Origin of the sequence: Nocardioides okcheonensis (genome assembly GCF_020991065.1) — a bacterium.
Classification (GTDB): domain Bacteria; phylum Actinomycetota; class Actinomycetes; order Propionibacteriales; family Nocardioidaceae; genus Nocardioides; species Nocardioides okcheonensis.
On record NZ_CP087710.1, the window covers coordinates 1055284 to 1081475 of the forward strand.

Annotated in this window: 28 protein-coding genes and 1 pseudogene; 12 read left to right on the plus strand and 17 right to left on the minus strand. The window is 74.9% G+C overall.

The window, feature by feature from the left end:
• Positions 1–280: 280 nt before the first annotated feature.
• The 6 genes from LN652_RS04925 to LN652_RS04950 all read right to left on the minus strand — a co-directional run bounded on the left by LN652_RS04925 (position 281) and on the right by LN652_RS04950 (position 4228).
• Entirely contained in the window at positions 281–724 is a 444-nt protein-coding gene (locus LN652_RS04925) for a DUF3040 domain-containing protein (protein ID WP_230443572.1), read from the minus strand.
• 98 nt (positions 725–822) lie between these two features.
• Complete coding sequence (dinB, locus tag LN652_RS04930; protein WP_230443573.1) at positions 823–1992, minus strand: DNA polymerase IV; 1170 nt, start codon at positions 1990–1992, stop codon at positions 823–825.
• 39 nt (positions 1993–2031) lie between these two features.
• Entirely contained in the window at positions 2032–2769 is a 738-nt protein-coding gene (locus LN652_RS04935) for a class I SAM-dependent methyltransferase (protein ID WP_230443574.1), read from the minus strand.
• A 60-nt stretch (positions 2770–2829) separates the two neighbouring features.
• Entirely contained in the window at positions 2830–3255 is a 426-nt protein-coding gene (locus LN652_RS04940; protein WP_230443575.1) for an SAV_6107 family HEPN domain-containing protein, read from the minus strand.
• A gap of 10 nt (positions 3256–3265) precedes the next feature.
• Positions 3266–3601 (minus strand): DUF6504 family protein, encoded by a 336-nt coding sequence (locus LN652_RS04945; protein ID WP_230443576.1) that lies wholly within the window; start codon positions 3599–3601, stop codon positions 3266–3268.
• 159 nt (positions 3602–3760) lie between these two features.
• The gene (locus LN652_RS04950) at positions 3761–4228 is read right to left on the minus strand and encodes a hypothetical protein (protein ID WP_230443577.1); all 468 of its coding nucleotides are present in this window, start codon (positions 4226–4228) and stop codon (positions 3761–3763) included.
• 57 nt (positions 4229–4285) lie between these two features.
• Between LN652_RS04950 and LN652_RS04955 the strand changes: the two genes are divergently transcribed.
• The 3 genes from LN652_RS04955 to LN652_RS04965 are packed head-to-tail and all read left to right on the plus strand — an operon-like array spanning position 4286 to position 6714.
• Positions 4286–4777: a YbaK/EbsC family protein gene (locus tag LN652_RS04955; RefSeq protein ID WP_230443578.1), complete on the plus strand. Its 492-nt coding sequence runs from the start codon at positions 4286–4288 to the stop codon at positions 4775–4777.
• A 3-nt stretch (positions 4778–4780) separates the two neighbouring features.
• Positions 4781–5371, plus strand: coding sequence for a DUF4126 domain-containing protein (locus tag LN652_RS04960; RefSeq protein WP_230443579.1), 591 nt, complete (start codon positions 4781–4783; stop codon positions 5369–5371).
• A gap of 29 nt (positions 5372–5400) precedes the next feature.
• A complete protein-coding gene (locus tag LN652_RS04965; RefSeq protein ID WP_230443580.1) occupies positions 5401–6714 on the plus strand; it encodes a phytoene desaturase family protein in 1314 nt (437 codons plus the stop codon).
• Here LN652_RS04965 and LN652_RS04970 read toward each other — a convergent pair whose 3' ends face one another.
• Positions 6715–7314, minus strand: a complete 600-nt coding sequence (locus LN652_RS04970) for an SIMPL domain-containing protein (protein WP_230443581.1) — start codon at positions 7312–7314, stop codon at positions 6715–6717.
• 32 nt (positions 7315–7346) lie between these two features.
• The gene (gene metF, locus LN652_RS04975; RefSeq protein WP_230443582.1) at positions 7347–8237 is read right to left on the minus strand and encodes a methylenetetrahydrofolate reductase [NAD(P)H]; all 891 of its coding nucleotides are present in this window, start codon (positions 8235–8237) and stop codon (positions 7347–7349) included.
• A 63-nt stretch (positions 8238–8300) separates the two neighbouring features.
• On the opposite strand from metF, the gene LN652_RS04980 reads away from it, so the two are divergent.
• Complete coding sequence (locus tag LN652_RS04980; RefSeq protein ID WP_230443583.1) at positions 8301–9365, plus strand: polyprenyl synthetase family protein; 1065 nt, start codon at positions 8301–8303, stop codon at positions 9363–9365.
• Between the two features lie 11 nt (positions 9366–9376).
• Here LN652_RS04980 and LN652_RS04985 read toward each other — a convergent pair whose 3' ends face one another.
• Genes LN652_RS04985 through LN652_RS04995 form a run of 3 tightly spaced genes read right to left on the minus strand, consistent with a single transcriptional unit; the run spans position 9377 to position 10649 of the window.
• Entirely contained in the window at positions 9377–9811 is a 435-nt protein-coding gene (locus LN652_RS04985) for a barstar family protein (protein ID WP_230443584.1), read from the minus strand.
• On the minus strand, positions 9808–10278 hold the full coding sequence (locus LN652_RS04990) for a ribonuclease domain-containing protein (protein ID WP_230443585.1): 471 nt from the start codon (positions 10276–10278) through the stop codon (positions 9808–9810). The genes LN652_RS04985 and LN652_RS04990 overlap by 4 nt, the downstream gene beginning before the upstream one ends.
• Positions 10278–10649, minus strand: coding sequence for an Rv2175c family DNA-binding protein (locus LN652_RS04995; protein ID WP_230443586.1), 372 nt, complete (start codon positions 10647–10649; stop codon positions 10278–10280). Before LN652_RS04995 ends, LN652_RS04990 begins: the two co-directional genes overlap by 1 nt.
• A gap of 203 nt (positions 10650–10852) precedes the next feature.
• On the opposite strand from LN652_RS04995, the pseudogene LN652_RS22220 reads away from it, so the two are divergent.
• The 5 genes and pseudogenes from LN652_RS22220 to LN652_RS05015 form a co-directional block, all read left to right on the plus strand.
• Positions 10853–11734, plus strand: a pseudogene (locus LN652_RS22220) (protein kinase domain-containing protein); the annotation flags it as partial.
• A gap of 246 nt (positions 11735–11980) precedes the next feature.
• Positions 11981–12985, plus strand: coding sequence for a PASTA domain-containing protein (locus LN652_RS22225; RefSeq protein WP_456238080.1), 1005 nt, complete (start codon positions 11981–11983; stop codon positions 12983–12985).
• A gap of 17 nt (positions 12986–13002) precedes the next feature.
• Positions 13003–13902, plus strand: coding sequence for a DMT family transporter (locus LN652_RS05005; protein ID WP_230443588.1), 900 nt, complete (start codon positions 13003–13005; stop codon positions 13900–13902).
• Between the two features lie 400 nt (positions 13903–14302).
• On the plus strand, positions 14303–15061 hold the full coding sequence (locus tag LN652_RS05010; RefSeq protein WP_230443589.1) for a discoidin domain-containing protein: 759 nt from the start codon (positions 14303–14305) through the stop codon (positions 15059–15061).
• A gap of 7 nt (positions 15062–15068) precedes the next feature.
• On the plus strand, positions 15069–15566 hold the full coding sequence (locus LN652_RS05015; RefSeq protein ID WP_230443590.1) for a GNAT family N-acetyltransferase: 498 nt from the start codon (positions 15069–15071) through the stop codon (positions 15564–15566).
• A gap of 16 nt (positions 15567–15582) precedes the next feature.
• Here the strand turns inward: LN652_RS05015 and LN652_RS05020 are convergent, their stop codons facing one another.
• The 4 genes from LN652_RS05020 to LN652_RS05035 form a co-directional block, all read right to left on the minus strand.
• Positions 15583–16575 carry a threonine aldolase family protein gene (locus LN652_RS05020; RefSeq protein ID WP_230443591.1) on the minus strand — a complete coding sequence of 331 codons (993 nt, stop codon included), beginning with the start codon at positions 16573–16575 and terminating at the stop codon, positions 15583–15585.
• Between the two features lie 105 nt (positions 16576–16680).
• Positions 16681–17982: a class II 3-deoxy-7-phosphoheptulonate synthase gene (locus LN652_RS05025; RefSeq protein WP_230444689.1), complete on the minus strand. Its 1302-nt coding sequence runs from the start codon at positions 17980–17982 to the stop codon at positions 16681–16683.
• Between the two features lie 148 nt (positions 17983–18130).
• Positions 18131–19486 (minus strand): metallophosphoesterase, encoded by a 1356-nt coding sequence (locus LN652_RS05030; RefSeq protein WP_230443592.1) that lies wholly within the window; start codon positions 19484–19486, stop codon positions 18131–18133.
• A gap of 67 nt (positions 19487–19553) precedes the next feature.
• A complete protein-coding gene (locus LN652_RS05035; RefSeq protein ID WP_230443593.1) occupies positions 19554–20999 on the minus strand; it encodes an APC family permease in 1446 nt (481 codons plus the stop codon).
• A 184-nt stretch (positions 21000–21183) separates the two neighbouring features.
• On the opposite strand from LN652_RS05035, the gene LN652_RS05040 reads away from it, so the two are divergent.
• Complete coding sequence (locus LN652_RS05040; RefSeq protein ID WP_230443594.1) at positions 21184–22380, plus strand: pyrophosphate--fructose-6-phosphate 1-phosphotransferase; 1197 nt, start codon at positions 21184–21186, stop codon at positions 22378–22380.
• 16 nt (positions 22381–22396) lie between these two features.
• On the opposite strand, the gene LN652_RS05045 is transcribed toward LN652_RS05040, so the two are convergent.
• The gene (locus LN652_RS05045; protein ID WP_230443595.1) at positions 22397–23647 is read right to left on the minus strand and encodes an MFS transporter; all 1251 of its coding nucleotides are present in this window, start codon (positions 23645–23647) and stop codon (positions 22397–22399) included.
• Between the two features lie 91 nt (positions 23648–23738).
• On the opposite strand from LN652_RS05045, the gene LN652_RS05050 reads away from it, so the two are divergent.
• Both LN652_RS05050 and LN652_RS05055 read left to right on the plus strand, forming a co-directional pair.
• Positions 23739–24590, plus strand: coding sequence for a DUF1028 domain-containing protein (locus LN652_RS05050; protein ID WP_230443596.1), 852 nt, complete (start codon positions 23739–23741; stop codon positions 24588–24590).
• A complete protein-coding gene (locus tag LN652_RS05055; RefSeq protein ID WP_230443597.1) occupies positions 24587–25267 on the plus strand; it encodes an acetate and sugar kinases/Hsc70/actin family protein in 681 nt (226 codons plus the stop codon). The genes LN652_RS05050 and LN652_RS05055 overlap by 4 nt, the downstream gene beginning before the upstream one ends.
• 4 nt (positions 25268–25271) lie before the next feature.
• Here LN652_RS05055 and LN652_RS05060 read toward each other — a convergent pair whose 3' ends face one another.
• Positions 25272–26189, minus strand: a complete 918-nt coding sequence (locus LN652_RS05060) for a coiled-coil domain-containing protein (RefSeq protein WP_230443598.1) — start codon at positions 26187–26189, stop codon at positions 25272–25274.
• Positions 26190–26192 lie beyond the last annotated feature (3 nt).

Here is a 26192-nt window from a genome sequence, read left to right on the forward strand (position 1 = left end):
GGGCTGGGTTGCGCCCGGTCGTCCGCCCGACCGGGCGGCGACGTCCGCGGCAGGGACGCCTCACCGGAGTCCGCGGCCGGGGTCACCCGGCAGCGCGTCCCTCGTGATCATGGAGGGCCCGCGTCACCCGGCGGCACGACGACTCCACGATCCTCCGCGCCAGCGCCGCACGACCGGGCGCCGCACGACCGGGCGCCGAACGACCGGGCACGAGGCACGGAACGGCTCAGCGGTCAGACGCCGATCGGCACCTGTCGGCGCCGGGGTTGCAGTTCGAGGCTCAGAGGCCGCGCTCGCGGCGGCGGCGCCACCGCTCCTCGACCCGCTCCATGAACGGGCTGCCGTTGCGCTGGCGACCGGGGCGGTGCGGACGGTGCATGCGGCCGCCGTCGACGACGCCCAGCCCGGAACGGCCCGAGGAGCGCACCTTGGCGGGCGCGGAGGGCGAGCGGGCCGCGGTGAGGGCGAGGACCGCACCGCCGAGCATGACCACGAAGCCGGCCACGCCGAGGACCGTCTGGAGGACGGCGGAGAGGTCGAGCAGCACGGCGAGCACGAGGAGGCCGATGCCGACGGCGAGGATCACGCCGCCGAGGATCATCCGTCGTCGCGCGGTGCGCTGGAACGAGGTGCCGCGCAGGGTGGAGGCGAACTTCGGGTCCTCCTCGACGAGGGCGCGCTCCATCTGCTCGAGCAGTCGCAGTTCTTCCTCGGAGAGCTCCACGGTTCCTCCTCACCTTCTGCCTGCAAGTCTAGGCACGGTCCTGCCACTACGGTAGGCGTCCCCGAAAAATCTGGCACCGGTTTGGTCACCCCCGCCGCTCAGACCAGGCTCGCGGGCCGCACGGCGCTCGACCCGAAGCGGCGGGTGGCGCGGTCGACGGCGCGGTCGGCGTCCTCCCAGCCGTGCTCGGGCTCGCCGAGGACGAGCTGGCGCTGGACACTCGCACGCGGCACCAGGCCCTCCACCCGGACGCCCACCAGCCGCACCCGGGTGCGCGGCAGGTCGAGCGCGTCGTAGAGCCCGGTGACCACGCGGTGCACCTCGACCGTCACGTCGGTGACCTCCGGCAGGGTGCGCGAGCGGGTGATCGTGGTGAAGTCGGAGAAGCGCACCTTGAGGGCGACGGTGCGACCGACGACGCCGGCCGCCCGCATCCGGCCGGCCACCCGCCCGGAGAGCCGCAGCAGCTCACGGACGACCACCTCCCGGTCGGCGGTGTCGCGCGCGAAGGTCTCGTCGGCCCCCATCGACCGGTCGGGCTCCTGGTGCACCGGCCGCGGCACCAGCTCGGCGCGGTCGGTGCCCCACGCGAGGTGGTGGAGGTGCTGGCCGAGGTGTCGGCCGACGGCCCGCTGGAGCTCCGGCACCGGCAGGCGGGCGATGTCGGCCACGGTGACCAGCCCGGCCCGGTGGAGCACCTCGCGGGTCTTCTCCCCGACTCCGTAGAGCTCACCCACGTCGAGCGGGTGGAGGAAGGAGGTGACCTCGGCGGGCCGGACCACCAGGACGCCGTCGGGCTTGGCCCGCCGGCTGGCGACCTTGGCGACCGACACCGAGCCGGCCACGCCGACGGAGCAGGTGATGCCCTGCTCGTCGTGGATCGTCGCGCGCAGCTGCTCGGCGATTGCCTCCGGCGGGCCGAGCCGACGCGTCGAGCCGCGGACGTCGAGGAACGCCTCGTCCAGCGAGTACGCCTCCACGAGGGGCGTCACCTCCCGGAAGGTCTCCATCACCGAGGCCGAGACGCTCATGAAGCTGGTGTAGTCGGGCGGGAGGACCGTGACGTGCGGGCACAGCCGGCGCACGCGGGCCATCGGCAGCGCCGAGTGGATGCCGTAGCGGCGGGCGACGTAGTTGGCGGCCAGCACGACGCCGCGACCGCTGCCGCCGACGACCACCGGCTCGTCGACCAGGTCGGGCCTCTCACGCAGCGCGACGGAGGCGTAGAAGGCGTCCATGTCGACGTGCAGGAGCGGGGTGTCGGTCACCGTCCGCCCCCGCAGTAGGGCGCGGACGGCGCGGACGGCTCAGCACCGGGCGAGCACGTGGAGCTGCGTCGCCAGCGGGAGGTACTCGGGGCGGGTCGCCACGGCCCGCTCCAGCTCGACGAGGGCCGCCGTGGCGCCGGGCTCGAGGTCGAGGAGGCTGCCGGGGACCAGGTCGGCGAAGACCCGCACACCGTGGACCGACGTCGGGGCCAGGCCCGCCGCGCCGAGGAGGTCGACCACCTCGTCGCGGGTGAAGCGACGGCCACCGCGCCCGGCCGCGGACCCGCCGTCGAGCAGCTCGCGGGCGGTCTGGAAGTGCCCGGCCATGGCGCGGGCGACGACGGCCGCGTGCTGCTGCGCGACGACCAGGCTGAGGTGTCCGCCGGTGCGCAGCACGCCGGCGATGGCGGCGAGGGACGCGGCGGGGTCGTCGACCATCTCGAGCACACCGTGGCACAGCACCAGGTCGGCGTCGTCGACCAGCGCGGCGAGGTCGGACAGGTCGCCCTGCTGGCCGGCGACCCGGTCGGCGACGCCCCGCTCGCGGGCCCGGCGGTCGAGCGAGGCGAGGGCGTCGGGGCTCGGGTCGATGACCTGCACCCGGTGGCCCAGCTCGGCCAGCGGGACGGCGAACCCGCCGGTCCCTCCCCCGACGTCGACGATCCGGGCCTGCTGCTCGCGCAGGGTCGCGTCGGTCTCCAGCAGGGTGCGCACGCCGTCCCAGACCACGCCGGTGCGGACGGACTGACGACGCTCGCTCGCGGAGGGCTGCTGCATGCGGGCAACCCTAGTGCGTGCGGCGCGACGCCCCGGGTGGGCTTCATCCCCGGCCCCGTCTCAGGCGACGCTGGCGTGCGGGACCAGGCCCAGCGACTGCTCGACGACCGCGAGGAACCGGTCGGAGTCGCGCACCAGGTCGTCGGCCTCGCGCTCGGTCACCGCGCGGGTCGACCCGGCCTCGGCGGCCGCCCGCTTGGCGGCGCCGGCCGCGAAGAACGTCGCCCACTCGGTCAGCTCGGGAGCGACCTCGCACAGCAGCACCCAGGCGTTCTTCTGCCGGCGCCCCCGCGGCGCCGGACGGGCGCGCGCCGCGAGCAGCGCGGCCGCCGCGCACAGGGCGGCGACGTGGGCGCAGGCGTACCGGGTGGGGACGTCGCGGGCCGTGATCGCGTCGCTGAGCGAGGCCGCGGAGCGGGCGAGGTACGTGTGGGCGCTGGCCGGCAGCGTCGCCGCCGACGTCGGGCCGAACGGTGCGGTCGTCATCATCGCCCCCTCAGTCCCGGCAGCCGACGAGCTGCCAGCGCCCGACGGCCCGGTCGAAGGACAGGTCGAACACGCCGTGGCCCGGCGGCTCGGCACCGTCGACGACCCTGACCCCGGACGCGATCCCCCGGCCGGCCTCCACCCGCCACAGCTCGCGCGCGGCGACCGGGTCTGCGGTCAGCGCCCCGCCCGCGTCGCCCGCCGCCGCCGGCTGCCGCCACGGTCCGGCCTCCACCCAGTGCGCCACCACCACGCGCACCTTCCACAGGCGGCCCCGCCACAGGAACTGCTCGGGATCCTCCGCCTCGCCCCGTCGCACCTCGACAGGGTCGTCGTACTGCCTCATCGCGCCTCCTCGACACCTCGGTCGACCCCGGGGTCGACCCGGGCGGCGGTGGGGGTCGAGGTCACCGCCACCCGAGTCGCGTCGAACAACTGTTCGAACAACGAGAACGGTACTCCCCACCACCGACAGCGCGTCAAGGGCCGGTCGGGAGGCGCGACCTCAGTGGCCGCGGAGGTACGCGGTGGTGTCGCGGCGCCACAGCAGGACCGCGAGGACCAGGCCCTCGACGATGACCAGCGCGGCGAGGACCACGAAGATCGCCGGCAGGTGGGAGTCGAGCGCGACGGCGCCGACCAGGACGCCGACGCCGACCGTCGCGGTCAGCACGAACCGCGCCCAGCCGTGCCCGCCCATGAAGAAGGACCCGAGCACGAGCGACAGGAGGGCGAACCCGACGAAGGCGACCACGGAGAGGGCGACGAACCCGGGGACGATCGGGCTCTCGCGCAGCTGCTCGATGCCACCCTGGGCGAGGATGTCCTGGGCCGACGGGTTGCCCTCGGCCCACCCCAGGATGACGTCGTCGCGCATCAGCCAGGTGAGCAGCGTGATCACGCCCGCCGTGGCCACGATCAGCCCCAGCACGCGCACGCTGTTGACCACGGACCCGGGCACCTCGCGCGCCATCCACACTCCCCTGAAATCGTCGTCCGACTCGTCGTCGCTCGTCGCTAGGCTCGCACCATGTCGAGCGAGCACGCATCCATCACCTCGTTCCGAGGCGAGCACACCCGGCGCGGCGGCACGGGTGACGTGGTCATCCTGCCCGACAGCGCCCACACCGCGGCACTCGCCGCGGCGGCGCTGGGGTGTGAGGTCGGCGCCATCGCCAACAGCCTGCTGTTCGACGCCGGAGGCGAGCCGGTGCTGATCCTCACCTCGGGGGCGCACCGGGTCGACACCGCCGCCGTCGCGCAGCGCATCGGCGTGGAGCGGCTGCGCCGTGCGTCGCCCGAGTTCGTCCGCGAGCACACCGGGCAGGTGATCGGCGGGGTCTCCCCGATCGACCACCCGGCGCCCGTCCGCACCTGGATCGACCCGTGGCTGCGGCGCCACCCCGTCGTCTGGGCGGCGGCGGGACACCCGGCGGCGGTCTTCTCGACGACCTACGACGAGCTGGTCGCGATGACCGGCGCGACCGAGGTCGACGTCGAGTCCGCGGCGGGCGGGGACTGAGACGTGGACGCCCTCGCGCTCACCTTCTCCAGCGGCTGGGCGAGCGGCGTCAACGCCTACCTCGTCGTGCTGGTCCTCGGCCTGGCCGACCGCTTCGGCGGCTCCGAGGCGATCCCCGACGTGCTGGGGCGGTGGGACGTGCTGGCGCTCGCGACCTTCCTCTACGCGATGGAGTTCGTCGCCGACAAGATCCCCTACGTCGACTCCACCTGGGACGCCGTGTCCACCGCGATCCGGCCGACGGCCGGCGCCGTGATCGGGGTCCTGCTCGCCGGGGAGGCGGACTCCCTCGAGCAGGCGGTCGGCGGCGTCGTGGGCGGCGGCACCGCACTGCTGAGCCACCTCGCCAAGGCGGGCGGGCGACTGGCGCTCAACTCCTCCCCCGAGCCGGTGACCAACGTCGCCGCGAGCCTCGCCGAGGACGCCGCGGTGCTCGCGGTCGTGTGGTTCTCCCTGGAGCACCCCCGCGCCGCTGCGGCGGTCGCCGGGGTGCTGCTGCTGGTCGGCCTGGTGATGCTGGTGGTCCTCGGCCGGCTGGTCCGCCGCGGCTGGCGGCGGTGGAAGCGGCGCGAGCCGGTGCGGCCGGTCGGCTGACCGTGCCGGCCAGGACCTAGGGTTCCCCCGTGGCGCGTGTCGTGGTGGTCGGAGGCGGCTTCGGCGCGATGGCCGCCGCCGCACGCCTCGCCAAGCTCGGCCACGAGGTGACCCTGCTCGAGCGCTCCGACCGCCTCGGTGGCGCCCTGGGCACCGTCGAGGCCGACGGGTACGCCTGGGACGCAGGCCCCACCTCCACCCTGCTCCCCGCCGTGGTGCGCGACCTGTTCCGCAAGTCCGGGCGACCGCTCGAGCGCGAGGTCGACCTGCACCCGCTGGACCTCGTGCGCGAGCACCGCTTCGAGGACGGCCCCGCGCTCCGCCTCCCCGGCGGGTCCCGCGCCGCCCAGCTCGACGCGTTCGAGGCGCTCGGGACCGGCCTGGGCCGGCAGTGGGTCGACCACGTGGCGTCCTACGGAGACGTCTGGGAGCTGCTGCGCAGGGAGTGGTACGAGCGGCCCTTCGACCCCGACGTAGCGCCCCGGGAGCTCACCGACCTGCTGAACCGGCGCACGTCGCTGCACCGGCGGCTGCGCCGCACCTTCGACGACGAGCGGCTGCGGCTGGTCGCCGGCCACCGGCTGGTGATGGACGGCCACGCGCTGCGCGACGTACCGGACTTCGCCGGCCTCGACGTCTACCTCGAGCAGCGCTTCGGCGCGTGGACGGTCCCCGGCGGCCTGGCGGCGCTCGGCACGGCGATGGCCGAGCGGCTGGCGCTGCGGCGCGTCGACGTCCGCACCGGCACCGAGGCCGGCGACCTCGTCGTCCGCGACGGACGGGTCGTCGCCGTCGCGACCCGCGGGGCCGACGGCACCGGCACCCTGGACGCCGACGTCGTGGTCGTCGGGGTGGACCCGCGCCGGCTGCCGACGCTGGCCCCCCACGTCCGGCGCACCGAGCCGGCGTACCCGCCGGTCGTGTGCCACGTCGGGCTCGACGGCGACCTCCCGGACCTGCCGCACGAGGTGGTGCTGCACGGAGACCCGCTGCTCGTGGTGCGGACGGGTGGCCGGGCACCGACGGGCGGCGCGGCCTGGACGGTGCTGGCGCGGGGGCGCCTCGTCGAGGACCCGCTGGTGGCGCTGGCGCGCCGGGGCGTCGACGTGCGCCGCCAGGTGGTCACCCGCGTCGACCGCACCCCGCGCGACCTCGTCGAGCTCTGGGGCGGCTCCCCCCACGGGGTCCGCTGGGCGGGACCGCGGACGGCCCGGCAGCGGCTGGGCCCGCGCACGCCGGTCGCGGGCGTGCTGGCGGTCGGCGCGCACGCCACCACCGGCTCCGGGCTGCCCTTCGCCGGGCTCAGCGCCGCCCTCGCCGCCGAGCTCGTCGGTCGCGCCTGATCAGGCCAGCTCCCACACGACGGTGACCGTCGAGGTCACCGTCGCCTCGCCGGGCTCGAGCCCGCCCGCGGACGCCAGCGCGACCTTCGCCACCGGCACCGGGCCCGCGCCCTGGTCCCCCTCGACGACCGTCTGGACGGCACCGAGCCCGGCCCCGGACATCCGGGCCAGGGCGGCGGCCCGCTCCCGCGCGTCGTGGAACGCGGCCTCGCGTGCCTTGCCGCCCGCCACCGTGTCGTCGGTGACCTCCAGTGCGACGCCGTCGACCGCGAGGCCGTCGCCGACCTCCCGCGCCAGCGCGGCGAGCATCGTCCCGGCCGCGGCCAGGTCGCCGCACGCGATGGCGTAGCCGTGGCGCGCCTCGTAGCCCTCGCGCCTGCCCTCGTGGTCGTGGAACGGCCACACGGTGATGCCCGTCGAGGCCACGCGACGCTCGTCGGTGTGCCGCGCGGCGACCTCGACCACGGTCGCGGCCGCCGCCGCCATCGCCTCGTAGGCCTCGGACACGCCGGCGCCGCGGGCGAGGGCGGACAGTCGGACCACGGCGGTGTCCGGGCTGACCCTCGCGGTGCCGGTCCCGGTGACGGTGACGGTGCGCATGCGCCCAACCTAGACCGGGGGGCGCGACGGGGTCAGACCGTGATGCGGAGGTTGGCGAAGATCTCGCGGGTCGCCCGGGACCGGTTGAGCGTGTAGAAGTGCAGGCCCGGCGCACCGGCGTCGAGCAGCGCCTCGCAGAGCTCCGTGGCGATCGCGATGCCCTCCTCGCGCAGCCCGGCCGGGTCCTCGGCGTGGGGCGCGAGCCGGGCGACGACCTCGTCCGGCAGCTGGCGCCCGGAGAACTCGACCATCCGCTCCATCGAGCGCAGGTTCAGGATCGGCATGATGCCCGGGATGATCGGCAGGTCGGCGCCGACGCGCTCGGCCCGCTCGACGAGACCCACGTAGTCGGACGCGCGCAGCACCATGTCGGTCACGGCGAACTCCGCGCCCGCGTCGTACTTGGCGCGCAGCACGCGGGCGTCCTGCTCGAGGTCGACCGCGTCGACGTGGCCCTCCGGGAACGCCGCGACGCCGATGCGCATGTCCGGGCGACGGTGCACGAGGGCGACGAGCTCGCTGGCGTAGGTGAGGCCGCCGTCCGTGGGGGTCCACGGCGAGCCGGGACCGCCGGGCGGGTCGCCGCGCAGCGCCATCACGTGGTGGACGCCGGCGGAGGCGAGGTCGTCCAGGATCGCCGAGAGCTCCTGCGTGGTGTGCCCCACGCAGGTGAGGTGCGCGACCGGCAGCATGCTGGTCTCCCGGGCGATCCGCGCGGTGATCGCGACGGTCCGGTCGCGGGTCGAGCCGCCCGCGCCGTAGGTCACCGACACGAACGTCGGGCCGTAGGGCTCGAGCTCGGTGATCGCCTGCCAGAGCTGCTCCTCGCCGGCGGCGTCCTTGGGCGGGAAGAACTCGAAGGAGAACGAGCGCTCGCCGCGCGCGAGGAGCTCGCCCATGCTCAGGCCGTGACCGGTCGACATGGCACCAGCCTACGGAGAACGGCGATGCGTCCCGGCCCGCGTCCACTGGTTAGGCTCGCCCGCGTGACGACGTGGGACCCCGCAGACTTCCGCGACCAGGTCCAGCAGGTCCTCGACGCGTTCCTCGACGAGCGGGCGGACGAGCTCGCTCCGCTCGGACCCGACGCCGGGCGCCTGGTGGCGGAGGCGCGCACCGCCGTGACCGGCGGCAAGCGGTTCCGCGCGGCGTTCTGCCACTGGGGCCACCGGGCGGTGCGACCGGACGTCACCGACGAGCGGGCCCTCGCCCGCGCGTGCGCGTCGCTGGAGGTGCTGCACGCGAGCGCGCTGGTCCACGACGACTTCATGGACGCCTCCGACACCCGCCGCGGGCGCCCCGCCACGCACCGCGCGTTCGAGGCCGAGCACCGCGCCGCGGGGTGGCGCGGCGACGCGCAGCAGTACGGCGCCGCCGCCGCGATCCTGCTCGGTGACCTCCTCCTCGGCTGGGCGGAGGACCTGCTCCGGCACAGCGGCTTCGCGCCGGACGAGGTCGCGCCCGGCCTCACGCTCTTCGAGCAGTGCCGCAACGAGGTGATCGCCGGCCAGTTCCTCGACGTGTCGGTGCAGGCCCGGGGACGGGCCGACGTGGACACCGCGATGACCGTGCTGCGCTACAAGTCCGCGAAGTACTCCATCGAGCGCCCGCTCCACGTCGGCGCCGGGCTGGCCGGCGCGACGCCCGCCCAGCTCGAGCAGCTCACCCGCTTCGGGCTGCCCCTGGGCGAGGCGTTCCAGCTCCGCGACGACCTCCTCGGGGTCTTCGGCGACCCGGCGCAGACCGGCAAGCCCGCCGGCGACGACCTCGTCGAGGGCAAGCGCACGGTGCTCGTCGCGCTGGCGCTCGACGCCGCCCCGCCGGCCGCGGCCGCGCGGCTCGACGCGGCGCTCGGCACCCCGCTCTCGGCCGCCGACGTCGACGAGCTCAGGGGGATCATCGACGACTCCGGGGCGCGGGCGCAGGTGGAGGAGGTCATCGGGCACCTCGCCGACCGCGCCGTCGCCTCCCTCGAGGCCGCCGACGTCGACGCGACCGCGCGCGCCGTGCTCACCGACCTCGCCGCCGCAGCGACGCAGCGGACCGTCTGACCGAGGGGCTCTCAGTCCAGGCTGGTGATGCCCGGCACGACCGGGCCGTCGCCGCGCAGCAGGACGGCGAACGGGACGCCGCGGTCGGCGGCGACCCGCGACCCGAGGACGCTGAGCGCGATGCTGAACGCGCGCTCGTCCGACCGGGCCAGCGTCGCCCAGCCGTCCCACAGCAGCAGCACGCCCGCCGTGCCGGCGCCGACGTCGTGCAGGCAGTCGGCGAGGGCGTCGAAGTTCCGGCCGTAGTGGTCGGGGAACCCGAGGGTCTCCCCCACCGCCTCGAGGAAGCCCGCCTTGGTGTCGGCCCGGGTCCAGCCGTCGAGGTGACCGAACCCCCAGCCCGCGTGCTCGACCGCGTGGCGCACGTCCGGCACCGCGAGCGCCGAGTGCCAGTGCTCGATGCCGGGCGCGCGGCGCCCGGACAGCACGGCCGCGAGCCCGCTCACGACGGCCTCACGACGCGGGAGAACGACTGGTAGTGGTCGTCGGTCCAGTACAGCTCGCCGGCCTCGCCCGCGACGATGCGCCGCGCGCCACGGGTGTCGGCCCCGGGCGTCGGCACCGTGTACTCGCGGTAGTAGCCGTACGGCTGGTCGGGCAGCAGGTCCGCGCGGTTGCCGAAGACACCGTCGTCCTCGTCCTCCGGGAAGGGCCCGCCGCGGTCGATCAGCTCGACAGTCTTCGCCGCCTCGGGCGGCAGGTCGGCGAGGCGGACGAGCGGCAGCCCGCTGTCGGGATCGGTCGAGGGGTCGGTCGAGGGGGACGTCGACGTGCTGTCGCGGGCCACGGTCGGGGCGCCCGCGTCCCCGGCACCTCCGGACAGCCCACCCGTGACCGCCCACGCCAGGAGCAGGGCGGCGGCGACGAGCAGCAGCAACCACCGGAACCGCTGGCGGCCGGCGCCGGCGGCCATCAGTACTCCAGCACCTGCGCGCGCCGCTTGACCTCGCTGCCGCGGTTCTCCCGCAGCGCGTCGATCGGCCGGCCCGGGAGGTCGTCGTCGGTGAAGAGCCAGGCGATGCACTCGCGGTCGTCGAAGCGGTGGTCGTGGAGCAGGGTCAGCAGGCCGGGCAGCCCCTTGACGACCAGTCCGTCCTGGATGAAGTCGGCGGGGACCTTGGGGCCGGCGCCCGGGACGGGCACCGCCGCGGCGAGCTCGTGCTCGCGGATCATCGTGCGCACCTTCGAGGGCGTCACGCCGAGGAGCTGCGCGACCTGGGCCCAGTCCAGCCACTCGGGGACGAGGGCGGCGAGGTCACGGTCGGCGAGGGGGGCGTCACTCATGGCGCGAAGTCTGTCACGCGCGAGGGGTGCCACCCACCCGGCGGCCGGTCCGCGCCACGCCGGTCGGCCGCGCCTGGGCACCGCCCCAGGCGCCGCTTCCGTACGATGTGGGGGCCGGATCCTTCCCCGTCCGGCGTTGGAGGTCGACAGTGGAGCCACCCGAGCACGCCCGCGCAGCCGCGCCCGGCGCTGCTGGCGACCCCATGGTCGGCCGGCTGCTGGACCGGCGCTACCGGATCACCGCGCGGGTGGCGCGGGGCGGCATGGCCAGTGTCTACGAGGCCACCGACACCCGGCTCGACCGGACCGTCGCGGTCAAGGTGATGCACCCGGGGCTCGGCGACGACCAGGAGTTCGCGCAGCGGTTCGTCCGCGAGGCGCGCGCCGCGGCCCGGCTCAACCACCCCCACGTCGTGGGCGTCTACGACCAGGGCGACGACACCTCCGACGGCACCGACACGGTCTTCCTCGTCATGGAGTACGTCCCCGGGCACACGCTCCGCGACGTGGTCCGCAAGGAGGCGCCGATGCCTCCGACCCGCGCCCTCGCCCTGCTGGAGCCGGTCGTCTCCGCGCTCGCCGCGGCCCACCGCGCGGGCCTCGTCCACCGCGACGTGAAGCCGGAGAACGTGCTGATCGCCGACGAGGCGCACGGCGGTCGGGTCAAGGTGGCGGACTTCGGGCTGGCGAAGGCGGTCAGCGCGGACACCCAGCACACCGCGACCGGCGGCGTGCTGATCGGCACCGTCTCCTACCTCGCGCCGGAGCTGGTCGTCGACGGCCGCTCCGACGCGCGCGCCGACGTCTACGCCGCCGGCGTGGTGCTCTACGAGCTGCTCACCGGCGCGAAGCCGCACGAGGGCGAGTCGCCCATCCAGGTGGCGTACCGCCACGTCCACCACGACGTGCCGATGCCGTCGCTGCGCCAGCCCGGCACCCCCGACTACGTCGACGCGCTGGTCGCCCGCGCCACGTCGCGCGACCGCGGCCAGCGCCCGGCCGACGCGACCGTCCTGCTGCACCACCTGCACCGCGTCGAGCAGGCCCTGCGCGAGGGCCTCGACTCCGACCCCGAGCTCGCGGCCGACCTGATGCCGCGCCGCCCGGTCGGCACCGACGAGGCGCCGGACCCCGCGAACGACACCATGCCGGAGCCGTTCGACGCGGGGGCGCTGGCCCTGCTCAGCGAGGTCGACCCCCGCGAGTCGGGTCTCGTCGACGACGGCAGCCCGGACCGCACCACCGCGCTCGAGCGGCACCCCGCACCCGCACCGGTCGCGACCGCACCGGCCGCCGCCGCGGTCGTCGAGCCGGAGCCCGCGACCACCGCGATGCCGGTGCGCCCCGACGGGACCGACCGGACCGTCGCCGGCCGGCCCGCCGCCGACCGGTCGTCCGGCCCGCGCCCGCCCAGCCGCGCCACCCCGGTGGCCACCACCGCGCGCCGACGCTCCCTGAAGGGCCCGCTCGTCCTGCTGCTCTCCCTGCTCCTCGTCGCGGGGATCGGGATCGGTGCGTGGTGGTTCGGCTGGGCCCGCTACACCACGACGCCCGGAGTGCTCGGCCTCGACGAGGCGGCGGCGTCGGCCAGGCTGGAGTCCGCCGGCCTCGACGCGGAGGCCGGCGACCCGGCGTACTCCGAGAACGTCGCCGCCGGGATGGTCATCGCCACCGACCCGAAGCCCGGCGGCAAGGTGCTCGACGGCGGCACCGTGACCCTCGTGCTGTCGCTCGGCCCCGAGCGCTACGACGTCCCGGCGCTCGCCGGGCAGACCGAGGACCAGGCGCAGGACGCGCTCGCCGCCACCAACCTCGCCTTCGGGGAGAGCAGGGGGCGGTGGAGCGAGACGGTGCCCGAGGGGCAGGTGATCCGCACCTCCCCCAAGGCCGGCACCACCCTGAAGCCCGGCGCGACGGTCGACCTGGTCCTGAGCCGCGGCCGCAAGCCGATCGAGGTCAAGGACTGGACCGGCGAGGACCTCGACGACGCGCGTGCGTCGCTGGAGAAGCGTGGGCTGCAGGTCGAGGTCGCCTCCGAAGAGTTCAGCGACACCGTTCCCGAGGGCGTCGTCATCTCCCAGGACCCGAGCACCGGGACGCTCTTCCGCGGCGACACGGTGACCTTCGTGGTCTCCCGGGGACCCGAGCTGGTCGAGGTGCCGCGCGTGCGCGCGATGGGCGTCGACGCCGCCACCGAGCTGCTCGAGGGCCTCGGGTTCCAGGTGACCACCGAGGAGTCGGACAGCTACCTCGGGCTCGGCTACGTCTTCAGCTCCGACCCCGGGGCGGGCGAGGACGTCCCGAAGGGATCCACGATCACGCTGTTCCTCATCTGAGGTCCTAGCCTTCCCCCGTGACCCCCGAGCACGACCGCCGTACGACCCTGCTCGCGGCGCTCGCGCTCCTCGCACTGGCAGCGTGCTGGGGCTCGACGTTCTTCCTCATCAAGGACCTGCTCGACCGGGTCCCGACGCTGGACTTCCTCGCCCTGAGGTTCGCGGTGGCGTCGCTCGCGCTGCTGGTGGTGGCGCCCCGCGCGATCGCCCGCATGTCCCCGGTGGTGCGGCGCCACGCCGTCGTGCTCGGGCTGCTCTACGGCGTCGCGCAGATCCTCCAGACCGCCGGGCTGGCGCACACCCCGGCGAGCATCAGCGGCTTCGTCACCGGGCTGTACGTCGTCTGCACGCCGCTCCTCGCGGCCGCCATCCTCCGCACCCGGATCCCCCGGATCACGTGGCTCGCGGTCGCGCTCGCGACGGTGGGGCTCGGCGTGCTCGCGCTCAACGGGCTCAGCGTCGGCTACGGCGAGCTCGTCACGCTCGCCTCCGCCGTGCTCTACGCCCTCCACATCGTCGGGCTCGGGGCGTGGTCGTCGGCGCGCGACGCGATCGGCATGACGATCCTCCAGGTCATGGTGATCGCCGCGGTCTGCACGCTCGCCACGGCCCCCGACGGGATCGTCCTCCCGGAACGGACGTCGGACTGGGTGTCGGTGCTCTACATGGCCGTCGTCGTCGGCGCCCTCGGGCTGCTCGGCCAGACCTGGGCCCAGGCCCACCTGCCGCCGACGCGCAGCGCGATCATCATGAGCATGGAGCCCGTCTTCGCGTCCCTCTTCGCCGTGTGGCTCGGCGGCGAGGACGTCACCGCGCGGCTGCTGGTGGGCGGGACGATGGTGCTGGTGGCGATGCTGACCGTCGAGCTCGCCCCGCGCCGCTCGCTCGAGGGCGAGGTCCCGCACATCGCGGTCTGAGCCGCGACCGGAGCCCCGCCGTGGGTTCCTCCCCCTATCGTGGGCTCCGTGGACACGTGCGTGAGGTGCGGCGCCGAGCTCGGGGTGGGCCGGTTCTGCCTCAACTGCGGGCACCGGATCGGCGACCCGCCACCCGCGGGCGCCCGGCCACCGGCACCGCGAGCACCGGCGCCGTCCGAACCCGCGCCCCCGGCACCCGCGCCGGCGGCGGCACGCGCGAGCGCCGAGGTCGCGGAGGCGCCACCGGCGGTCCTGCCGTGCAGGCGGCCGACCCGACGCCGGTCCCGCCGACCCGCGACCCGGTCCGGCCCGCACCCCGAGGCGCATCCCCCGGCGCACCCGTACCCCCGATCACGCTCCCGATCGCGCCCCGGACGGCGGCTCGCCGGGCGGCCCGGCCGTGTGGGACCCCGAGCGGGACCTGCTGCCATACCACGACGCCGACGAGCTCGGGCCCGACGAGCCGTTGTCGGCCCGCGGCTGGATCCCCTGGGTCCTCGGTGCCGCCGCGCTGGTGGCCGTGGTGCTGGTGCTGCTCCGCGTGCTCGACACCGGCGACGGGGACGCGCCCGACCAGGCCGCCGAGCCCTCGTCGGCGGTGGGGTCGTCGAGCCCCGGCGCAGACGACGCGGCGACCGAGGCGACCGAGGGGACCGAGGCGGTCCCCCAGGGCGTGGGCGAGCGTCTCGACGCCGCGAGCGGGGCCGCCTTCGCGGTCCCCGCGACCGCGCCCCCGACGACGGACCTCGACGGCGACCTCGTCGCCTACGAAGCCGCGCAGATGGGCGACGGCAACCCCGCCACCGCCTGGCGCACGGCCGGCTCGGCCGCCGGCCAGTCGATCACGATCACCCTGGCCGGGCCGACCGTCGTCGACCGGGTCGGGCTCGTCAACGGCTACGCCAAGCAGGTCGCGGGCGTGGACTGGTACCCGAACAACCGCCGCATCCTCTCGGTGACCTGGACGTTCGACGACGGCTCCACCGTCGAGCAGGCGCTGGCGGAGCGCCCGGACGTGCAGCAGGTCGAGGTGCCGCCGGTGACGACCTCGACGGTGACCCTCACCCTCGGCGAGGTCACCCCTCCCGGCGCCGGCCCGCTGGGGCGCGACTACACCGCGATCAGCGAGATCTCGGTCCTCGGCCGCCGGGCCGGCTGAGCAGCCGATGCCCCGCACGCTCATCGCGCCGATCCTCGACGAGGAGTCCCGGCGACGGGCCGTGGAGGTGTGGCGGGCGGCGCGGACCGCGACCGACCGCCCGCCCACGCCGGAGCGCCTCGAGCGGGTCGCCGCGAAGGTCGCGGACCGCGTGGACGCCGGGCACCTCGCGCTGCTCGCGCACTACGGCGAGCGACCGGCGGGGATGCTGGTCGCCGAGCCCTACCGCGGCGACGACGGGAGCGACCCCGCGGCCGGCCACCTCTCGATGGTCTTCGTCGACCCCGCGCTCTGGGGCTGCGGCGTGGCCGGCGCCCTCGTGCGGTCCGTGCAGCGGGGCGACCACGGCCCCGGCTGGACCCGCCTGTCGGTCTGGACCCGGGAGGCGAACCGCCGCGCGCTCCGGCTCTACCGTGCCCGCGGCTTCACCGACACCGGCGAGACGACCACCCTCCACGAGGGCGAGGTGATCCGCCGGCTCGAGTGGCGCGCCGACGCGCCCTGACCGCCCTGACCGCGCGTCAGAGCCGCGCGAGGACCGACGCCGCGCGCTCGGCGTCGGCCCGCGAGACGTCGAGGTGGGTGACCAGGCGCACCGCGCGGGGCCCGACGGCGGCGATCCGCACGCCCTCCTCCGCCGCGGCCGCCACGAACGCCGGTGCGTCCGGCCGCTCGACGACGACGATGTTGGTGTCGACGTCGCCGGGGTCGAGGCCCAGCGCCTCGCCCAGCAACCGGGCGTGGTCGTGGTCGTCGGCGAGCCGCTCGACGTGGTGGTCGAGGGCGTACGCCCCGGCCGCGGCCAGGACGCCGACCTGGCGCATCCCGCCGCCCATCCGCTTGCGCCGCACGCGGGCCTCGGCCACCGCGTCGGCCGAGCCGACCATGAGCGAGCCGACCGGCGCACCCAGGCCCTTGGACAGGCAGACCGCGAGGACGTCGGCCACCCGCCCGTAGTCGGCCAGCGGGGTGCCGGTGGCGACGTGGGCGTTCCAGATCCGGGCACCGTCGAGATGGAGCCGGGTGCCGGTGGTGTCGGCCCACGCCCGCAGCGCCCGGAGGTCCGGCAGCGGGAGCACGACTCCCCCGGCGAAGTTGTGGGTGTTCTCGACCGACACCGCCGCGGTCTGCACGAAGTACGGCCCCATGTCGGGGGCGTACAGCCCCTCGATCGCCGCGAGGTCGACCTGGCCGCGCGGGTGGGTCCAGGTGCGCATGGTCAGCCCGGTGATCGCGCCGTGGGCGCCGAGCTCGGCGCGCGCGATGTGGGCCGACGACTCGCAGAGCACCTCCTGGCCGGGGGCGACCACGCTGGCCACGGCCAGCACGTTGGCCATCGAGCCGGTCGGCGTGAACAGCGCCGCCTCGTGGCCGAACAGCGCGGCCACCCGCTCCTCGAGCGCGAGGACCGTCGGGTCCTCGCCGTAGACGTCGTCGCCGACCTCGGCGCGGGCCATCGCCTCGCGCATCGCGTCGGTCGGCCGGGTCAGGGTGTCGGAGCGCAGGTCGATCACCCGACCATCCAACCAGCCGGCCGGGCGTACGCCCCCGGCGGTGCGTGAGGAGGATCTCCGGGGTGCGGAATCCCCCTCACCCACCGCTCGGGGAGGTGGCGGCGCTCAGGCCTTGCGCAGCATCTCGGCGACGAGGAACGCCAGCTCGAGCGACTGGACGCGGTTCAGCCGGGGGTCGCAGACCGACTCGTAGCGGTGTGCGAGGCCGACCTCGTCGATCTCCTCGCCGCCGCCGACGCACTCGGTCACGTCGTCGCCGGTGAGCTCGACGTGGATGCCGCCGGGCCAGGTGCCGAGGCTGCGGTGCACGTCGAAGAAGCCCTGGACCTCCTCGATCACGTCGTCGAAGCGGCGGGTCTTGTAGCCCGAGGACGCCTCGAAGGTGTTGCCGTGCATCGGGTCGCAGACCCACGCGACCTGCACGCCCTCGGCGGTGACCTTCTCGACCAGCGGCGGCAGGCCGTCGCGGATCTTGTCGGCGCCGAAGCGGGTGACGAAGGTCAGCCGGCCCGGGGTGTTGTCCGGGTTGAGCCGTGCGGCGTAGGCCAGCGCGTCGTCGGGGGTCGTGGTGGGCCCGAGCTTGATCCCGATCGGGTTCTGGATCCTCGACAGCAGCTCGACGTGCGGCCCGTCGAGCTGGCGGGTGCGCTCGCCGATCCACACGAAGTGCGCCGAGACGTTGTAGGGCAGGTCGGTGCGCGAGTCGATGCGCGTGAGCGCCTGCTCGTACTCCAGCAGCAGCGCCTCGTGGCTGGAGTGGAAGTCGACGCGGTGGAACTCGTCGGGGTCGGCGCCGATCGCCTTCATGAAGGTGAGCGCGCGCTCGATCTCGTCGGCGACGGCCTCGTAGCGCTGGCCGAACGGCGAGGACTGCACGAAGTCGGTGTTCCAGGTGTGCACCTGGCGGAGGTCGGCGTAGCCGCCGGTGACGAAGGCGCGGACCAGGTTCAGGGTCGCGGCGGAGTTGTTGTAGACCTCGACGAGCCGCTGCGGGTCGGGGACGCGCGCCTCCGCGGTGAAGTCGTAGCCGTTGACCGCGTCGCCGCGGTAGGCCGGCAGGGTCACGCCGTCGCGGGTCTCGTCGTCGGAGCTGCGCGGCTTGGCGTACTGCCCGGCCAGCCGGCCGAGTTTCACGACCGGCACGGAGGCGGCGTAGGTCAGCACCACGGCCATCTGCAGCAGGACGCGGAGCTTGTTGCGGACGTTGTCGGCGGTGACGCCCGCGAAGGTCTCGGCGCAGTCGCCGCCCTGCAGGAGGAAGGCCTCGCCGCGGGTGACGGCCGCGATCTTCCCGGTCAGGTCGTCGCACTCGCCGGCGAACACGAGCGGCGGTGCGGTGCGCAGCCGGTCGACGGCCGCGGCCACGGCCGTGGCGTCGGGATAGCGCGGCTGCTGGCGCGGGCCCATCGCGTGCAGCTGCTCGAGCGTGGGGATCGCGCCGAGCCCGGTGGTGCGGGGGGACGGGGCGTCGGGAGGAGTCACCTGTCAAGGGTACGGCGGGGGCGGCCGCGCACCCGAACCGTGACCGGAGCGTGGGCTGCCGGCGAGACCCGGGTCACTCCTGCGGCGTGAGCACGCCCGCCGCGTCGTCGACCCGCAGGCCGCCCGCGCGGGTGCGGCGGGCGACGAGGGTGCCGGTCACCACCGAGCTCCCGGGATAGCTGACGTGCCCCGGCGCTCCCTGCCGCGAGGTGGTCCAGAGCCGGTCCTCGAACCCGATCGTCCCGCGGAACTGGTGGTTCTCCAGGACCAGCCGGTCGGCCGTCGCCTGGCCCAGGACGTACGACGCCTCGCCGCGGTAGAACAGCGAGCCGTGCGACACCTCGAGGATCCCGTCGCGCTCGTGCACGGTCTGGTCGTGGACCTCGCCGCTGAGGTAGACGTCGACGCCGCCGCGCACCATCGTGCGCCACAGGTCCGAGCGGGTGCCGCGCTCGTAGACGAGGTGGCTGGAGTTGCGGGTGCGGACGTCGCCGGTCATCGGGACGTGCCCCTGCACCATCACCCACGGCACGTCGTCGCGACGCGCCTGCCGCAGCACGCCTCGCAGCCAGGCCAGCTGGGCAGGGTCGACCGAGAGGTGGACGTCGCCGCCGCGGCGCTCGAAGACGTCGAGGGTGACCAGGAGGACGTTGCGGTCCAGGCGCACGGCGTAGGCGGTGTCCTTGGCGGGGCCGCGGCGGGGACGGTCGGTGAAGCGCGGCCGGCCGTCGGTGCCGGTGAGCATCTGCTCGGCGAAGACCTGCTTGAACAGCGGGACGTGGCGACGCTTGAAGTCGATCCACGGGTCGCGGCGCGGCCGCCGCCACGGGTCGTCGCCGATCTCGTGGTCGCCGACCGCGGGGTAGGTGGTGAGCCCGTGGTCCGTGAACCGGTCCCGGTAGGCCGGGTAGTAGACGTCGGCCGCCCGCCGCCAGGCACGCACCCGCTGCTGCTCGGTGCGGGTCGGGCCGAAGACACCGGTGCGGGCGTCGTCGCGCCCCCAGCGGCCCTCGACGAGGTCGCCGGCGACCAGGACGTCGTCGGTGCCGTGGGAGGCCATCTCGGAGATGACGTGGTCGAGCGCACGGTCGTACTCGGCGTTGGTGGAGTTGGCGACCTGGCCGGTCGCCTCCACGACGTGCTGCTCGCGACCGTCCGCGGTGAGGTCGGCGACGTCCTGGTTGAGGAAGTCGGGCGCGGACACGAAGCGGTACGCCTCGTCCAGCGCCGGGGCGGGCGGGACGGGTGGACGCTCGCGCGGGCCCCGGGCCACGACCGGTCCGGGCTCGCGCGCCGTGGGCGCGGTCGTCGCGGGCGGGTAGTCGCCCGGGGTGGCGCTCGCCGACGGGCTGGCGGGGGTGACCGAGGAGCAGCCGAGGGCAGAGGCCACGAGCACGGCGGCACAGAGCCCGAGAGGTCGTCGTGTCACCCGGCAACCGTAGACGGCGACGCCCACCGGGTCCGGCGAACCCGGACGTGTGTCGCCGTCGCGGCGGTCACTCCTCGAGGTGGTCGATGTCGCGGAAGCCGGTCTTCTTGGCGCGCACGCCGCGGTTGGTGGCCCAGGTGAGCGCCCACAGCACGACGCCCACGGCGAGCAGGCCGCCCGCGATCCTGTACTGGATCATGTCGGCCTCGGTCCGCGCCCACGGCCCGAGCAGGTAGAGGCAGCAGACCGCGCCGACGACCGGGAGGAACGACGGCGCACGGAAGGCCTCGTCGGGGGTGGGGTCGCGGCGCAGGATCATGCACGCGACGTTGACGATCGTGAAGACGGCCAGCAGCAGTGTCGCGGTCGTGCCGGACAGGGCGCTGACGACCGAGTTGTCCGACTGGGTCGAGACCACCGTGATCAGCGCCAGCGCGAGCAGGGTGGTGAACCCGATCGCGGTCCACGGCGACCGGCGGCCGGGCAGCACCTTGCCGAGGCTGCGGGGCAGCACGTCCTGCTGCGCCATGCCGTAGATCAGCCGGCTCGCCATCAGCATGTTGATGAGCGCGGTGTTGGCGACCGCGAAGACCGTGAGGAAGGGGAAGAGCTTGTCGATCGGGAGGTCGGGCGCGCCGATCTTCACCACGTCGAGCAGGATCCCGGCCTCCGCGTTGGTCGGCTCGGCGATCTGGCCGGCGGGGATCACCGCGACCACGGAGACCGCCACCAGCATGTAGATCACCACCGCGATGCCCAGGCCGGTGAGCATGGTGCGTGGGAAGATCCGCATCGGGTCCTTGGTCTCCTCGACCATGTTGACCGAGTCCTCGAAGCCGACCATCGAGAAGAACGCGATCGCGGTCGCGACGGTGACGGCCATGAAGAGGCCCTTGTCGTCGGGGTTCTCGAAGACGGTGATCCGGCCGAGGTCGGCGTCGCCGCGGGCCACCACGACGAACCCGATCACGATGACGATGGCCAGCGCCGTCATCTCCACGAGGGTGAGCACGACGTTGAACTTCACGCTCTCCCCCACGCCGCGCAGGTTGATCGCGGCGAGGACGAGCATGAAGCCGAGCGCGACGGCGAGCGTGGCGCCGGTGGACGGGCTGTCGTTGCCGAACCCGATCAGCAGGTTGGCGGCCAGCAGGTTCGACGACGTCGAGGCACTCGTGATGCCCGAGCACACGACCGTGAAGGCGACGAGGAACGTCACGAAGTGGATGCCGAACGCCTTGTGCGTGTAGAGCGCGGCACCCGCGGCCTGGGGGTACTTGGTGACCAGCTCGAGGTAGGAGAACGCGGTCACCGTCGCGACGGCGAACGCGACGAGGAACGGCAGCCACGCGATGCCGCCGACCTGGCCGGCGAGCTTGCCGGTGACGGCGTAGACGCCGGCGCCGAGGATGTCGCCGACGATGAAGAGCAGCAGGAGCCTCGGCCCCATCACCCGCTTGAGGTCGGGCTCGGCGCCGTTGACGTCCTGCTGCGTGGCTTCGGTCGCGCTCATCGGGACTCCCCTCTCGGTCCGCACCGGGCACGGTGGCGCCCGGGGGGTCGTGCTCACCTTGTCCTGCGGGGACCGCGCAGGGCAACCACCGTCCCCCTCGCGGGGGTGCGTGTCGCGTCCGCCGACCGGTCTGCGCACTGGACCGGCCTTCCCGACTTGGAACGTTCCACATACCCTGCTCCCCATGCCGAAGCGTGTCGCGCTCCTGACGGCGGGTGGCTACGCCCCGTGCCTGTCCTCCGCCGTGGGTGCCCTCATCGAGACCTACGACGCGACCGACCCCGACATCGAGCTGATCGCCTACCGGCACGGCTACCACGGCCTGCTCACCGGCAACAGCCTCGTCATCGGTCCCGAGGAGCGGGCGGGCGCCGCGGTGCTGCACCGCTACGGCGGAAGCCCGATCGGCAACAGCCGGGTCAAGCTGACCAACGACGAGGACTGCCGTCGCCGCGGGCTGATCGGCCCCGACGAGACCGCGCTGCAGGTCGCGGCGGCGCGGCTGCAGGCCGACGGCGTCGACGTCCTGCACACCATCGGCGGCGACGACACCAACACCGCGGCGGCCGACCTGGCGGCGTACCTCCACACGCTCGGCTCCGAGCTGACGGTGGTCGGCCTGCCCAAGACGATCGACAACGACATCGTGCCGGTGCGCCAGAGCCTCGGTGCGCTGACCGCGGCCCACGAGGCCTCGGTCTTCGCCCAGCACGTGCTGGCCGAGCACGGCTCCAACCCGCGGATGCTCATCGTCCACGAGGTGATGGGGCGCGCCAGCGGCTGGCTGACCGCCGCCGCGGCGCGCGACTACATGGCCTGGCACGCCGAGCAGGAGTGGCTCCCGGGCCTCGGGCTCGACCCCCGCCGCTGGGCGCTGCACGCGGTCTACGTCCCCGAGCGCGGCATCGACCTCGCCGCGGAGGCCGCGCGGCTGCGCGCGGTGATGGACGAGATCGGCTGCGTCAACATCTTCCTGGCCGAGGGCGCGGGCGTGTCCGACATCGTGGCCGAGCTCGAGTCGCGCGGCGAGACCGTCGGGCGCGACCCGTTCGGGCACATCAAGATCGACACGATCAACCCGGGCCGCTACTTCGCCGACCGGTTCTCCCACGAGATCGGCGCGGAGAAGCAGATGGTGCAGAAGTCGGGCTACTTCTCCCGGTCCGCCCCGGCCGGCGAGACCGACCTGGCCCTGATCCGCGAGATGGCGGAGAAGGCCGTGGCGTGCGCGCTGGCCGGCGAGCCCGGCCTCGTCGGGCACGACGAGGAGCGCGGCGACGAGCTGCGCGCGATCGAGTTCGACCGGGTCGCCGGCCACAAGCCCTTCGACGCCTCGCAGGCGTGGTTCACCGACCTGCTCGCCGGGATCGGGCAGCCCTGAGGCGTGCCCGTCGGCCTCAGGCCGTCTCGGGCTCCTCGGCCCGGCCGGCCCGGTCGGTGACCCGCAGCCCCGACGCGGGCAGGGTCCGCGGCAGTCGCTGGAGGTACGCGGCGCTGGCCAGGGCGAGCGCGCCCAGCACCCACCACAGCGTGGTGGCGCCGTGGGCGAGCAGGTAGGTGAACGCCACCGGCGTCACCGCGCCGCCGATCGCCCAGCTGAGCTGGAAGAGCCCGAGGTAGCGACCGCGCAGGTGGTCGGGGGCCGCCTCGGCCGCCGTGGCGCTGAAGACCGGGCCGCCGGCGAGCTCGCCGAGCGTGTAGACGCCCGCGCCGACGAGCATGACCACCACGGCCAGCCACACCGGCAGCCACCCGGCGGCGACGAACAGCGCGTAGCTCGCCACGAACACCAGCTGGGCGAGCGCCATCATCCGGGCGCGCACCTGACCGTTCATCCGGCGCACCACCAGTCCCTGGCCCAGGCCCACCATGGCGGTGTTGAGGGTGAAGATCGCGCCGACGACCCAGCCGGGGAGGTCGATGGTCTCGGCGACGTAGACCGGGATCGCGAAGTTGAGCACCATCATCCCGGCGACGAAGCCGAACTGGCCGAGCACCAGGCGCAGGTACGGGCCGTCGCGCAGGACCGTGCCCCACCCCTCGAGCGGCGCGTCGTCGTCGTGCGGTGCCCGGTGGTCGGGCACGTCGAGGAGCAGGGCGTAGGCGATCACGAACGTCACCGCGTTGACCACGACCACGGTCTCGTAGGCCAGGTCGGTGCCGATCTGCAGCGCGATGCCGGCGAGCACCCCGCCGACCGAGTAGCCGAGGTTGCGCACCGCCTGCAGGAAGCCGAACCACAGCTCGCGCTCCCCCGGCGCGGAGATCGCGGTGACCACGTTGCCGAAGGACCCCCAGAACGACTGCCGGCCGATGTTGAGCAGCGTCGTCCAGAGCGCCACGGCGAGCAGCGAGTCGGCCCAGAGGTAGGCGATCATCCCGACCGCCTGCACCAGGTTGCCGGCGAGCATCATCCGGCGCGGACCGAAACGGTCGACCAGGCTCCCGATCACGAACGCGCCCGGCATGGTGAGCAGCGCGGACAGCGACAGCGCCGAGCCGATCTGCACGAGCGACAGGTCGGTCATCGCGAGGAAGTAGAGCAGCGTGATCGGCATGAACAGGCCGCTGCCGACGGTGTCGCACACGATGGCCGACACGAAGCGTCGGTGCTCTCCGACGTGAGGGAACCCGAGACGATCCAGCACGGGCCCATCCTCACCCATCGGGGCCGCCAGCGGGAGGGACACCACGCAATCCGCACCGCCCGGCCGCCCGGCCGCCCGCTAGATTTCCGGCATGACGTTCTCCATCGTGGCGCGCTCCGACGACGGCGAGTCGTGGGGCGTGGCCGTCGCCTCCAAGTTCCTCGCCGTCGGTTCCGCGGTCCCGGCCGCGGCTGCCGGCATCGGTGCGGTCGCGACGCAGGCCGACGCCAACCTGGCGTTCAAGTACCTCGCCCTCGCGCACCTCGACGACGGGGCGACCGCGCAGGTCGCGCTCGACCGGCTGGTCGAGGAGGACGAGGGCCGCGAGGACCGGCAGGTCGGGATCGTGGACTCCGACGGCAACGCCGCGACCTACACCGGCAGCGGCTGCCTCGCGTGGGCTGGCGGCACCACGGGGCGCAGCGGCGAGAGGGGCGGCTACGCCGTCCAGGGCAACATCCTCACGGGCCCGGAGGTCGTCGAGGCCATGGAGAGCGCCTGGCTGGGCTCGACCGGGCAGCCGGTCGAGCGGCGGCTGCTGGCGGCGCTCGCCGCCGGCGACGAGGCCGGTGGCGACAGCCGGGGCAGGCAGTCGGCCGCCCTGCTCGTGGTCCGCGACGGTGCCGGCTACGGCGGCCACGACGACGTCGCGGTCGACCTGCGCGTCGACGACCACGCCGCGCCGGTGACCGAGCTGGCCCGGCTGCTGGACCTCAACGACCTCTACCTGACCGCCTCCACGCCCGACGAGCAGGTGCCGGTCGACGACGCCCTGATGGCCGAGCTCGAGGACCTCGCGCGCGCGGCCGGCCGGGAGAGCTTCGTGGCGTGGGTGGGCGCGGCCAACCACGAGATGCGGGTCGACCGCGGACCGCGCCCGGCCTGGATCGACCGCCGGGTGCTGGAGATCATCCGGGAGGGACGACCCGGCGACGGCGCGTGAGCACCCTCGTCCTCGACGCCGGTCCGGACGGCGTCACCGCGGCGGTCCTGCGCCACGACCTCTCGGTCGTGGCGTCGACGCACGTGGACGTCGCGCCCGCGGAGCACGACGGCCGGCTCGAGCTGGCCCCCGACGACCTGTGGCGCGCCACCCTCACCGCCGCGCGCCGGGTCGTGGACGGCGCCGGGACGGAGCGGCCCGACCGGGTGGCGGTGACCACCGACCCCGTCGCGACCGTGCTGTGGGACCGCGAGACCCTGGGCTCCCCGCGCCGCGCGGTGCTGGCCCGGACCGTCGACGTGCTGGCGAGCGTGGCGGCGCAGGAGCCGCACACCTGGGCGCTGGTGGTGGAGGGCCGGTACGCCGTGGGGGGCCTGGAGTCCTACCTCGTCGCGCGGATGACGCTCGGCACCTGGCACGCCACCGACGCGACCCACGCGGCCGCGACCGGCCTGTTGGCCGACGGGCGGTACACCTGGTCGCTCGACGCGTGCCGGTCGGCCGGTGTCCCCGTCGACGCCCTCCCCGAGCTGGTGCCCACGTCGGGCCGGGTCGCCACGACCGAGGAGCGCGCGTTCGTCGGCCTGGCCGTCCCGGTCACCGCGCTCGTCGCGCGGGACCCGGCCGCCACCCCGGCCGACCGGTTGCTCGCCGCAGCCGCGCTCGCCGCCTCGTAGGCGCCTACAGCCGGTCGCGCGCGGCGCGGGCGGCGTCGACCTCGGACCTCGCCTCCTCGACCGTCTCCCCCGCCTCCTCGTGCAGCGCCTCGGCCTCCGACAGCTCGTCGTCGACCTCCTCCAGGCTCGCGTCCAGCGTCGCGATCCGGCTGCGCAGCTCGTCGATCTCCGCCCGCAGCTGCAGGGTGCGCGCCTGGAGCTTCTCCACGCCGCGGCGGGTCGCCCGGTGCTCCTTCTCGGCCGCCGCGAGCGTGGCCCGCGCGTCGGCCAGGCGCTCGTCGGCCGCGGCCCGGGCCTTGGCGTCGGCGTCGGGATCCGGCACGACGTGCAGCTGGGGCCGACCACCGGCGGGGTCCGGCGTCGCCCCGGGCGCCGGGCGCGCCGTCGCGCTGAACCCCAACGCGTCGGGGACGGCCACCGAGCCGCTGAGGTCGAGGTCGCCGAGGCCGGTGGCGGAGAGCGCGGTGACGAGCAGGCCGCTGCGGACCGCTCGCGCCGCGTCCGCCTCGAGCATGGCGGCGGTCAGCGTCGCCTCGACCTGGTCGGCGACGGCCTGGGTGACGGTGACGCCCTCGGCCCGCGCCAGCCGACGGGCGGCGGTGGTCACCGACGCCGTGAGCTGGCGGCGCTGCTTGGTCAGCTCGCGCAGCTGGGCGGCGTCGAGGTCGGCCTGCGCGTCGCGCAGCGCGGCGCCGACGGCCAGCACCTGATCGACCTGGTCGGGGTCACGGCGCACGAGCAGGTTGACCACCCACGCCGCGACCGACGCCTTGCGCAGTCCCTTGAGGCCGGCCGCGAGGTCCTTGTCGCCCGACCGGTGCTCCTTGACCAGCGCGTCGCGGGCCGGCGTGAAGTCGGGCAGCGGCAGCGCGTAGAGGTCGTCGGCGAGCTGCAGCAGCTGGTCGGTCCGCTCGTCGGGCATGAC

Excerpts from the sequence above, each read along its gene's own strand:
- LN652_RS04935 (WP_230443574.1), bottom strand. The coding sequence starts at position 2,769 with ATGCAGCAGCCCTCCGCGAGCGAGCGTCGTCAGTCCGTCCGCACCGGC.
- LN652_RS04940 (WP_230443575.1), bottom strand. The coding sequence starts at position 3,255 with ATGACGACCGCACCGTTCGGCCCGACGTCGGCGGCGACGCTGCCGGCC.
- LN652_RS04945 (WP_230443576.1), bottom strand. The coding sequence starts at position 3,601 with ATGAGGCAGTACGACGACCCTGTCGAGGTGCGACGGGGCGAGGCGGAG.
- LN652_RS04950 (WP_230443577.1), bottom strand. The coding sequence starts at position 4,228 with ATGGCGCGCGAGGTGCCCGGGTCCGTGGTCAACAGCGTGCGCGTGCTG.
- LN652_RS04955 (WP_230443578.1), top strand. The coding sequence starts at position 4,286 with ATGTCGAGCGAGCACGCATCCATCACCTCGTTCCGAGGCGAGCACACC.
- LN652_RS04970 (WP_230443581.1), bottom strand. The coding sequence starts at position 7,314 with ATGCGCACCGTCACCGTCACCGGGACCGGCACCGCGAGGGTCAGCCCG.
- metF (WP_230443582.1), bottom strand. The coding sequence starts at position 8,237 with ATGTCGACCGGTCACGGCCTGAGCATGGGCGAGCTCCTCGCGCGCGGC.
- LN652_RS04990 (WP_230443585.1), bottom strand. The coding sequence starts at position 10,278 with ATGGCCGCCGGCGCCGGCCGCCAGCGGTTCCGGTGGTTGCTGCTGCTC.
- LN652_RS04995 (WP_230443586.1), bottom strand. The coding sequence starts at position 10,649 with ATGAGTGACGCCCCCCTCGCCGACCGTGACCTCGCCGCCCTCGTCCCC.
- LN652_RS22225 (WP_456238080.1), top strand. The coding sequence starts at position 11,981 with ATGCCGGTGCGCCCCGACGGGACCGACCGGACCGTCGCCGGCCGGCCC.
- LN652_RS05015 (WP_230443590.1), top strand. The coding sequence starts at position 15,069 with ATGCCCCGCACGCTCATCGCGCCGATCCTCGACGAGGAGTCCCGGCGA.
- LN652_RS05025 (WP_230444689.1), bottom strand. The coding sequence starts at position 17,982 with ATGGGCCCGCGCCAGCAGCCGCGCTATCCCGACGCCACGGCCGTGGCC.
- LN652_RS05035 (WP_230443593.1), bottom strand. The coding sequence starts at position 20,999 with ATGAGCGCGACCGAAGCCACGCAGCAGGACGTCAACGGCGCCGAGCCC.
- LN652_RS05040 (WP_230443594.1), top strand. The coding sequence starts at position 21,184 with ATGCCGAAGCGTGTCGCGCTCCTGACGGCGGGTGGCTACGCCCCGTGC.
- LN652_RS05050 (WP_230443596.1), top strand. The coding sequence starts at position 23,739 with ATGACGTTCTCCATCGTGGCGCGCTCCGACGACGGCGAGTCGTGGGGC.
- LN652_RS05060 (WP_230443598.1), bottom strand. The coding sequence starts at position 26,189 with ATGCCCGACGAGCGGACCGACCAGCTGCTGCAGCTCGCCGACGACCTC.